General features: G+C 44.7%; 8 protein-coding genes. All 8 read right to left on the bottom strand.

What is annotated here, in order from left to right; all coding sequences use genetic code 11:
• Positions 1-3: 3 nt before the first annotated feature.
• Complete coding sequence (locus BO225_RS06575) at positions 4-1,251, bottom strand: NAD(P)/FAD-dependent oxidoreductase (RefSeq protein WP_076341460.1); 1,248 nt, start codon at positions 1,249-1,251, stop codon at positions 4-6.
• Positions 1,241-2,677, bottom strand: coding sequence for an NAD(P)/FAD-dependent oxidoreductase (locus BO225_RS06580; RefSeq protein WP_076341461.1), 1,437 nt, complete (start codon positions 2,675-2,677; stop codon positions 1,241-1,243). The genes BO225_RS06575 and BO225_RS06580 overlap by 11 nt, the downstream gene beginning before the upstream one ends.
• Positions 2,670-4,184, bottom strand: a complete 1,515-nt coding sequence (glpK, locus tag BO225_RS06585) for a glycerol kinase GlpK (protein ID WP_076341462.1) — start codon at positions 4,182-4,184, stop codon at positions 2,670-2,672. The genes BO225_RS06580 and glpK overlap by 8 nt, the downstream gene beginning before the upstream one ends.
• An 87-nt stretch (positions 4,185-4,271) precedes the next feature.
• Complete coding sequence (locus BO225_RS06590; RefSeq protein WP_076341463.1) at positions 4,272-5,444, bottom strand: ATP-grasp domain-containing protein; 1,173 nt, start codon at positions 5,442-5,444, stop codon at positions 4,272-4,274.
• A gap of 61 nt (positions 5,445-5,505) precedes the next feature.
• Positions 5,506-7,059 (bottom strand): sensor histidine kinase, encoded by a 1,554-nt coding sequence (locus tag BO225_RS06595; protein ID WP_076341464.1) that lies wholly within the window; start codon positions 7,057-7,059, stop codon positions 5,506-5,508.
• Complete coding sequence (locus BO225_RS06600; protein WP_076341465.1) at positions 7,056-7,727, bottom strand: response regulator transcription factor; 672 nt, start codon at positions 7,725-7,727, stop codon at positions 7,056-7,058. Before BO225_RS06600 ends, BO225_RS06595 begins: the two co-directional genes overlap by 4 nt.
• Before the next feature lie 217 nt (positions 7,728-7,944).
• On the bottom strand, positions 7,945-8,682 hold the full coding sequence (locus BO225_RS06605; protein WP_143356786.1) for an ABC transporter ATP-binding protein: 738 nt from the start codon (positions 8,680-8,682) through the stop codon (positions 7,945-7,947).
• A 234-nt stretch (positions 8,683-8,916) separates the two neighbouring features.
• Positions 8,917-9,191: integrase core domain-containing protein (locus tag BO225_RS06610; protein WP_233120302.1), on the bottom strand; the 275-nt coding region annotated here is incomplete at its 5' end.

Consider the following 9,191-nt stretch of genomic DNA (forward strand, 5'->3'; position numbering starts at 1 on the left):
TTCTTACTCACTCTCTATCCAAATCGAAGACGGATTCGATGAAAGCCATTCTCTTTTCAAAGTGATCGTCTCCATTTCGCCTGGGGCCATGATCCTGCGCGGAAAACGAACGATCTTCTTACCATCGATATAGACTTGGATCGCTCCATCCTGGATCACGCTTCCCACCCGAAAACGCACGACAACATCTTCTTTTCCATTCTTTAAATCGATCTTAGAAGGAATCACATACCGTGTCTTTCCTTTGGGCTCGATCGAAACGAAATCTTGACTTTTTTTCAAATCCCCTAACACGTATTCTGCCGCTTTTTTACCCGCCAGAGATGCTTCTTGACTCACAAAATCGACAAGATCATGAACATGAAGGACATTTCCGCACGCGAAGATCCCATCCACGCTCGTCTGCAAAGAATCACTGACAATAGCTCCTTTCGTGATCGGATCCATTTCAAGCTTGGCCTGCGCGCTCAATTCATTTTCCGGGATCAAACCACAACTGAACAAAATCGTATCGCACGCATATTCTTTTTCCGTCCCTAAAATCGGCTTTCGGTCTTGATCGACTTTAGCGAGGACGACCCCTTCGACCCGGTCTTTCCCTAGGATCTTTACGATCGTATGCTCCAAAAACAACGGAATGTGATAGTCCTCTAGACATTGGACGATATTACGCTTAAGACCGGATGAGTAAGGCATGATCTCGGCCACCGCATGGACTTTCGCTCCTTCTAAAGTCATTCGCCGAGCCATGATCAAACCAATATCCCCAGATCCTAAGATTACGACATCCTTCCCAGGTAAAAATCCATCTAGATTGACGAGCTTTTGAGCCGTGCCTGCGGAATAGATGCCAGCCCCTCGAAAGCCAGGAATATTCAGAGCGCCTCTAGGCCTTTCACGGCAACCCATCGCCAAAATGATCGCCTGCGCTTGAATGACTTCGATTCCTTGTTCCGAAATGAACCGAACATTTTTTTGATCGTCGATTGAAAGCACCATCGTGTTAAGTCGATATGGGATCGAATGCTCGTTGACTTGATCGATATATCGCTTGGCGTACTCAGGCCCAGTCAATTCTTCATGAAACGTGTGCAAACCAAACCCATTGTGAATACACTGATTCAAGATCCCGCCTAGACAAGCATCTCGTTCTAAAATCAAAAGATCGTCGACACCATTCTTTTTGGCTTCGATCGCTGCAGCAAGCCCAGCAGGTCCTCCACCAATGATCAATAACTGCTTATGTTCCATCGTCTTTCATTCCTTCCTTGATCTTTTGGATGATATATCCGCTTTCTGGATTTGATTTATGAACGTCCTTCCAGTCGAGGCCGTATTGTTTCACTAAGATTTCCATCACTTTCGGCAAACAAAAACCGCCTTGACATCGACCCATTCCGGCGCGTACTCGACGCTTGATGCCATCGACACTTCTTGCCGGGATCGATCTAGAACACGCGTCGACGATCTGTCCTTCGCTGATGCTTTCGCACCGGCATACGATTTTTCCATAACGAGGATCTTTTTGGATCAAATCGTTCCATTGCGAGTCGCTCAGTGTCTTCGTATTGACAAATCCTTTTCGCCTAGCGATATAGGGTTCTTTAAGCGATGGATCAAAATGATCAACGACGATCTCTTTTACATAGGAGGCAATACTTGGAGCCGAAGTCAATCCTGGCGATTCGATACATGCGACATCGATCCAGTTGTCCATGCTCTCCTCGATCACGAAATCCCCTGTATTCCCTCTAGCTCTTAATCCGGCAAAAGAAGTGATCGTTTGAGAAAAAGGAATATCTTTGATCGTGATCTTCGCCTTTTCTTGAATCTGTTCAAGACCATCCGTTGTCGTATCGATCCCTTCTTTATCGTCGATATCTTGGGCTGTCGGACCGACAAGAAGATTTTCATGCACGGTCTGGGTGATCAACACGCCCTTTCCATATTCGCTCGGAAGCTGAAAGAGCGTATGAGAACATAGATGGGAAGCGCTATGATCGAGCAGGATATATTCTCCTTTTCGCGCTTGGATCTTAAAGCGTGGCTCTTCAAGCAAAGAATGGATGAAATCGGCTTTCACGCCAGCTGCGTTGATGATCATTTTGGAGGCGTATATTCCATTGATCAAAAACCCATTTTCTTTTTTTTCGATCGTTTCCACGGGTGTGTCAAATATAAATTTCACTCCATTATCGGCCGCGTTTTCGGCGAAGGCGATCGTCATCCCAAAAGGACAAACGATGCCAGCGCTAGGCGCGTATAAAGCGGAAACGACATGATCGGAAACGTTAGGCTCCATGGAGAGAACTTCTTCTTTTGAAAGGATCTTCAGTCCTTCAACTCCATTTTGAATCCCTTGCTCATACAGTTTTTGGATCGTCTCTTTTCCTTCTTCGCTAAAATTCAAAACGAGAGATCCGCAGTTTTTATAATCGAAAGCAAGCAGTTCGGAAAGGATCGGGATCCGTTTAGCTCCATCAACATTGAATTTTGCTTTTAAGGTGGCTGGTTTCGCGTCGTAGCCAGCATGAACGATTCCTGAATTAGCTTTGGATGTTCCTGAGCATACATCGCTTTCTTTCTCGAGAACGAGCACGTCAAGCTGATATTTGGCAAGCTCGTAGGCGATGGCGCAACCAATGACGCCAGCGCCAATGATCACAATATCATACATGTCCATTTCCCTCGACTTGGACCGGTTTGAACGCCTGGCAAGAAGCGATCGCTCGATGCCAGTTTTCAAAATGTAGATCCATTTCTTCTTTCTTTTTGTTGGGCTCGAATGTTTGATCGATCTCGATCTTCAAGTTTTCTAGCTTCCAATAGCCGATCGCAAGTCCAGCTAGAAAGGCAGCGCCTAAGGCGGTCAATTCGGTGACCTTGAAACGTTCAAGAGCGCATTGACACAAGTTGGCTTGGAATTGAAGCAAATAATCGTTGCTCGTGGCGCCTCCGTCAACTTTAAGCTTCGAGATCTTTAAGTTCGAGTCTTTTTCCATGGCGTCCATCACATCTTTTGCTTGATAAGCCATCGATTCGATGCCGGCTTTTACAATTTGATTCCGGTTGGATCCTAAAGTCAAACCAACGATCGAGGCTTTCGCTTTATCGTCCCAATAAGGAGCGCCTAAGCCGACAAAAGCAGGCACGATAAAAAGATCGTCTTGCGCCTTAGCGTTATTGGCCATTTGGCTTGTTACTTTTACATCGTCAAAGAGCTGCAGCTCGTCGCGCATCCATTTCATGATGGAGCCGGAAACGAAGATCGATCCTTCTAAAGCGTATGTCACATGATCGCCGATCTTCCAAGCGACTGTCGACAACAAGCCATTTTTTGAGCGGACGATCTTATCTCCTGTGTTCATCAATAAAAAGCCGCCTGTTCCATACGTGTTTTTGACCATGCCTTTTTCTAGGCAAAGCTGACCAAACAAGGCGGCTTGCTGATCGCCGACCATAGAACAAATCGGAATACGGCTTCCAAAAAAGTGATAGGGCGCTGTGGTTCCATAATTGAACGAGGTCGGAACGATTTCTGGCAAGATCGTTTTGGGGATATGGAACGCTTCAAGAAGTTCATCGTCCCATTCGAGCGTTTCGATGTTGCACAACAACGTTCTCGAGGCGTTTGAAACATCGGTGATGTGTCTTTCTTCTCCGCTCAAGTTCCATACGATCCAGGAATCCATTGTGCCAAACATCAAATCGCCGTTTTCGGCTTTTTCTCGAGCGCCTTCGATGTTTTCGAGCATCCAGGCGATCTTTGAGGCGGAAAAGTAAGGATCGATCCGAAGCCCTGTTTTCTGGCGGACCATTTCTTCGAGTCCTTCTTCTTTCCATCGATCGCAGATCTCGCTTGTTTGTCTAGATTGCCAAACGATCGCTTTTCCGATCGGAAGTCCTGTTTTTTTATCCCAGAGCACGCTCGTTTCGCGTTGATTCGAGATCCCGATGGCCGCGACTTGATCTGGCTTGATTCCGGATTTGTTGATGATGCCCGCGATCACATATAAAATATCGAGCCATACGGCCAGAGCGTCTTGTTCGACCCACCCTGATTTTGGGTATTCGACTTTCCCTTCTTTTTGCACGATATCGACCATATTGCATTCATGATCGAACAGGATCGCTCGCGTCGAAGTCGTTCCATGATCGATCGCTAATATATATTGTTTATCCATTCGCATTTCCTTTCTTTGTAAGCGTTTTCTTTACTTAAGACTTTCATTTTACCAAATGTCCTATATCTTCGCAAACAAAAAAGCGGATCACTCCGCTTGATCGAGCACATATTGGATGAACGCGTCCTTCTCTTCTCTTGTATCGAGCTTGACCGTATACATTTGGTTTCCCATCGTCCGGACCATCATTTCAGGCATTCTTTCACACATCACAAGCTTGTCTTTGTATCGTTCTAGGATCTTATCATGAGAATGAAGATAAGGTTTTCCATCTTTTTGCGACGCATAGACACAATACGATTGAGAAGCTTCCTGGTTTGCGACGGGTTGTTTTTTCGTGACCATGTCCGCATAGATTTGATAGACATCGACTGAATGGGCGAAGTTCATCATGTCGGGTGTATACCCTCCAGCTGGTCGCATATTGACTTCTAGGCCATAGTATGTGTTCTTCCGCTTTGTTTTGAAAAATTCAAGATGAATAAATCGAGAATAGGCGTGAAAGGCTTGGATCGCGTTTTGGGCTAGTGTTTTTAGTTCGGGATCGAGTTCTGGAGAAACATAATAGGCAAGATCTAAATCTTGATTGACGATATCCGCGATCGATGGGGGCCAATAGGTCATCGATTCAAAGATCGGCTCTCCTTTGTCGTTTACGATCGCGTCGTAAGAGACGATATCGCCTTCGATAAATTCTTCTAAAACGTATTCTTCTTGGGGCTTGTTTGCATCGAATGAGCGAAGATCGTCTTCGTTTTTGAGTTTGAACACATCGCTTGCGCCCACTCCGGTTTCGGGTTTGACGATGAGCGGATAGCCGATCGAGTCCGCCCATTTTTTGGCTGTTTCAAGATCTGTATATCGGATCGAAGCGGCGCTTGGGATGTTGGCTTCGCGATACTTTTCTTTCATTTTGTATTTGCTTTTGAAATAGTCGATATGATTTGGTTGGACGCCCGTTTTTACATTGAAATCTTCGCGTAGCTTGGCGTCTTGTTCCAGCCAATACTCGTTGTTGGATTCGATCCAGTCGATGCGTCCATATTTGAAGGCATAATAGGCGACGGCTCGATACATGTCGGCGTAGGATTCCATCGACGGAACATAATAATATTCGACAAGCGCGTTTTTGAGCAATGGGTCGAGTTGATCGTAGGGTGTATCGCCGATTCCCAATACGCGAACTCCATTTTTAGAAAGCCGGTCGCAGAAGTACCAGTTCGTTTTCGGAAACTGGGGTGAAATATAAATAAAATTCATAACATTCTCCCTTTTTTATGATTATACAAAAAATGCCTACGGTTTGGGTAGGCTTTTTGGTTCAGAAGGTCACGAGAAATCGCGTTCCTTTTCCGAGTTTTGATTCGACTTGTATGCTTCCGTGCATGAGTAAAAGAGCGTGTTTGACGATCGAGAGTCCGATGCCAGAACCTGGATAGGAGGAACGGATCGAATTGCTTCGATAAAAACGGTCGAATATGTGTTCTTGTTCTTCTGAAGCGATCCCAATTCCTGTATCTTGGATCATGATCGTCGCGCCTTCTTGGTTTTTTTGTTCGAGGCAAATGGTGATCGTGCCTTTGTTTCGATTGTATTTAATCGCATTGTCGATCAAGTTGTTCAAGATCATTCGACATGCTTTATGATGGCCAAAGAGCTTGACTGGTTCGAGTTTTGTTTTGATTGTAAGTTCTTTTTTTTCGATCGATAGCTTATGCATTTCAAGGATCTGTTCGATCAGCTCTTTCATATCGATACTTTCGAAGTTAAGGCGGTCGACTTCTTGTTCCATCTTGGAAAGATCGAGGAGTTCTTCGACGATCGAGCGCATCAAGAGCGCTTTGTTATAGATTTTTTTAACAAAGAGGGGTTGGTCTTCTTTTTTGACACATTTGGAGTCGAGAAGTTCCGAATAACCTAGGATGCTTTGAATCGGGGTCTTGAGTTCATGGGAAATGTTGGCTGAAAATTCGCGTCGAATCTGTTCCATCTTTTCCTTTTCGCTTATATCTAGGATCAAGATCGCTTGGCCAGAAAACTTGTCATGGGTCTCGATCGGATCGAGGTGGAACTCGTAAGTATGGTCTTCGCGTTTTATCGTCAAGACTTTCTTTTTGATCTTCTCTTCGAGAATGGCTTTTTTCAAAGCTTCTTCGGGAAAAAGTTTTAAGAAGTGAAACCCTTGAACTGGGCCATGTAAATTTCCCATCTGCATGGCGGCTTCGTTGATCTGGACCACGATGTTTTTTTCGTTGATGAGAATGATTCCTTGCGTGATCCCATTCATCAGTGTTCTTAATTCTTCATGTTTATGTTCGAGCTGACGATTTTGTTTGCGAATCTCTTTTTGTTGGAGAGAGAGCCGATGAATGATCGGATCGAGTTCAGGATACGCGTTCTTCACCTTAGGGTGTTCTAGGTCGAGATCATTGAGCGGCTGCATACATTCTTTGGCGATCTTGTACGAAAGAAACAAAGAAAGGATAAGGCCGATCCCCAATACGATACTCAGCGGCCTAAGCAAGGCGAGCGTCTGCATCGCGATCGAGAGCTTGTTTTGAGATAAAGTCAAAATATCGCCATTGGCTAATGTTTTATGCAAGGTGATCGATTGGTCTTCGTAATGGTTCGAGGAAGTTTGGCTTGCGTATACAATCGTGCCAGCTTTGTTTTTGAGAACGGCTTCCATCGAGCGTTTCGCCCAGTCGATCGTTTCTACATCGTCTTGATCGTCGATCAGATCGGCGATGACGGAAAGTTCTTGTTTAAGGGAGGCGTTGAAATATTGATTGAGGACAAAAAGAAAGACGAGCGAAGTGCCGATGAGCATCCCCATACAGCCTAAAAGGATCGATTGAAAGATTTTTTGTCTCATTCGACAAGCTCCAGTTTATAGCCGATCCCTCGGACTGTTTTGATGTAGTTTTTGTGGTTTTCCAGTTTATTGCGAAGCATTCCAATATGCACGTCGACCGTTCGAGTTTCGCCTTCATATGAATAGCCCCAGATCTTTTCTAAGATTTGTTCTCGAGTGATGACTTGATTGACATGGCGCATCAAGAAATAGAGCAGATCAAATTCTTTTTTCGAAAGTTCCAGTTTTTTTCCTTCGATAAAAACGGTCCGGCTTTTTTCTTCGAGTTTCAAAGATCCGCATTTTAAACCTTCTTCTTTAGATTTTATAGATCGTCTAAGCAGCGCTTTGATGCGAGAGACGAGTTCCATCATCCCAAACGGCTTTACGATATAATCGTCGGCGCCTTCATCCAATCCGATCACTTTATCGAATTCGCTGCCTTTTGCCGAGGCGATCAAGATCGGGATCGTGCTGGAATTTGGATCTGAGCGCAATAAGCGAAGAAGGCGCATTCCATCCAAGTCAGGGAGCATTAGATCCAATACGATCAGATCGGGTTTTCGTGTTTTCAATGCTTCTAAAAAATCCTTTCCGCAAGAAAAGCCTTCACAGTCCATATTGTGGACTTGAAGGGTGTATAAGATCAATTCGCGGATGGATGGATCGTCTTCAATACAAAAAATCATGCGTCTACCTCTTTTGTTTTAGTATATCGGATCTTGTTTTCTAGTCCATCAATGCGATGTAAAACGTATGTAAACTTTGGCATCAGAAAAGGCGGAATCTTGCCGCCTGTTTGATTAATGCGACCAATGATGTATCTCGCTGAATGCTTTATTATATTTCGAAATTCTAAACTTTCTTCCTTGTATTTTCGCTTGATACCTTTTCCGGTGTGAACTCTTACGGGGCTAAATCAACCACTTCATCAAAGAGTGAAAGAATAGCCTGATTCTCCGTATGCATTACCACGATACATGTTTTTTTCAAACCAAGAATATCCTTCAATACTTGTTCCTGTAGCCCGGGATCCATTCCTGTCGTCGGTTCATCCAGCAGGTTCCAGTCTTTATTCTGCTGGAGGATTCGATCAAGAAGGACACGCTGTTTTTGTCCTCCCGAGAGAACGTTTATGTTTCCTTTCAAATCGATCGCCCTCTGATCCTTTTTTTGAGGACTCGAGGAGAATGTGATATTTTCTTCCACCGTACCGTGGATCAGTTCCTGGGATTGCGGCATCCAGGCTATGTTTTCAAGAAGCGCGTCCGTCGTATATCCACTCGTTCCATTGTACACGATCCGCCCGGATGACGGTTCATAAATTCCCAGGATCAGCTGAAGCAGCGTGGACTTTCCAAAACCCGAAGGAGCCCGTACGAGATAGGAGCGTCCCGACAAAAACGTATACGAAAAATCCTTTAAGATTTCCTGGTCCGGAAATTTGAACCACACATGGTCGAAGGAGATCGAATCAATTTGAAGCGAAGCCGGAAAGCAATGGTTTTCCTTCAATGTTTCTTCCATTGTTTTCGCTAATCGAACTGCTCCCGACTGACGCGACAACAAAGCAGGCAGCTCGGTTACCGGCTCAAGGATATAATTCAGCAGCTGGACAAATATTACGACTTGTCCTGCGGTCAATGTGCCGGTCCGTATGGCGATCCATCCTCCCGCGCAGCTGGTACTATGTCAAGTTTGAGAACAACCTAAATTTCTGTTTTTTGACAAATCCGAAAAAATTTGTTCCGCTTTCCATTGACTACGGGTCCCTATCCCTAAGAACCCATTTCTTGTTGCTTTTCAAACTCCCAGCTCTTGCTGCGGCTTGAAAAGCCCCAAGCTTATCTTAGGGATCCCCATCGTCAATGACGCTTCTCAATTTTTTTCTAAACGCATCTTTTTCAATATCTTGTAGTTTTTCTCGTATTCCATCGGGGATTCGTATCCGCAATGGGAATGGATCCGGATCGTATTGTAGAATCCTTCTATATATTCGAATACGGCTTTCTTCGCTTCTTTCATCGTTTCGAAATGGTAGAAGTTGATCCATTCTCTCTTGATCAGTGAATGAAAGCTTTCGATGCAGGCGTTGTCCCATGGATTGCCTTTTCTCGAATACGATCTTTCCATTCCTTCTGTCTTGTAAATCC

The organism is Dubosiella newyorkensis, from assembly GCF_001945605.1.
Lineage (GTDB): Bacteria > Bacillota_I > Bacilli_A > Erysipelotrichales > Erysipelotrichaceae > Dubosiella > Dubosiella newyorkensis.

Excerpts from the sequence above, each read along its gene's own strand:
- BO225_RS06575 (WP_076341460.1), bottom strand. The coding sequence starts at position 1,251 with ATGGAACATAAGCAGTTATTGATCATTGGTGGAGGACCTGCTGGGCTT.
- BO225_RS06580 (WP_076341461.1), bottom strand. The coding sequence starts at position 2,677 with ATGTATGATATTGTGATCATTGGCGCTGGCGTCATTGGTTGCGCCATC.
- glpK (WP_076341462.1), bottom strand. The coding sequence starts at position 4,184 with ATGGATAAACAATATATATTAGCGATCGATCATGGAACGACTTCGACG.
- BO225_RS06590 (WP_076341463.1), bottom strand. The coding sequence starts at position 5,444 with ATGAATTTTATTTATATTTCACCCCAGTTTCCGAAAACGAACTGGTAC.
- BO225_RS06595 (WP_076341464.1), bottom strand. The coding sequence starts at position 7,059 with ATGAGACAAAAAATCTTTCAATCGATCCTTTTAGGCTGTATGGGGATG.
- BO225_RS06600 (WP_076341465.1), bottom strand. The coding sequence starts at position 7,727 with ATGATTTTTTGTATTGAAGACGATCCATCCATCCGCGAATTGATCTTA.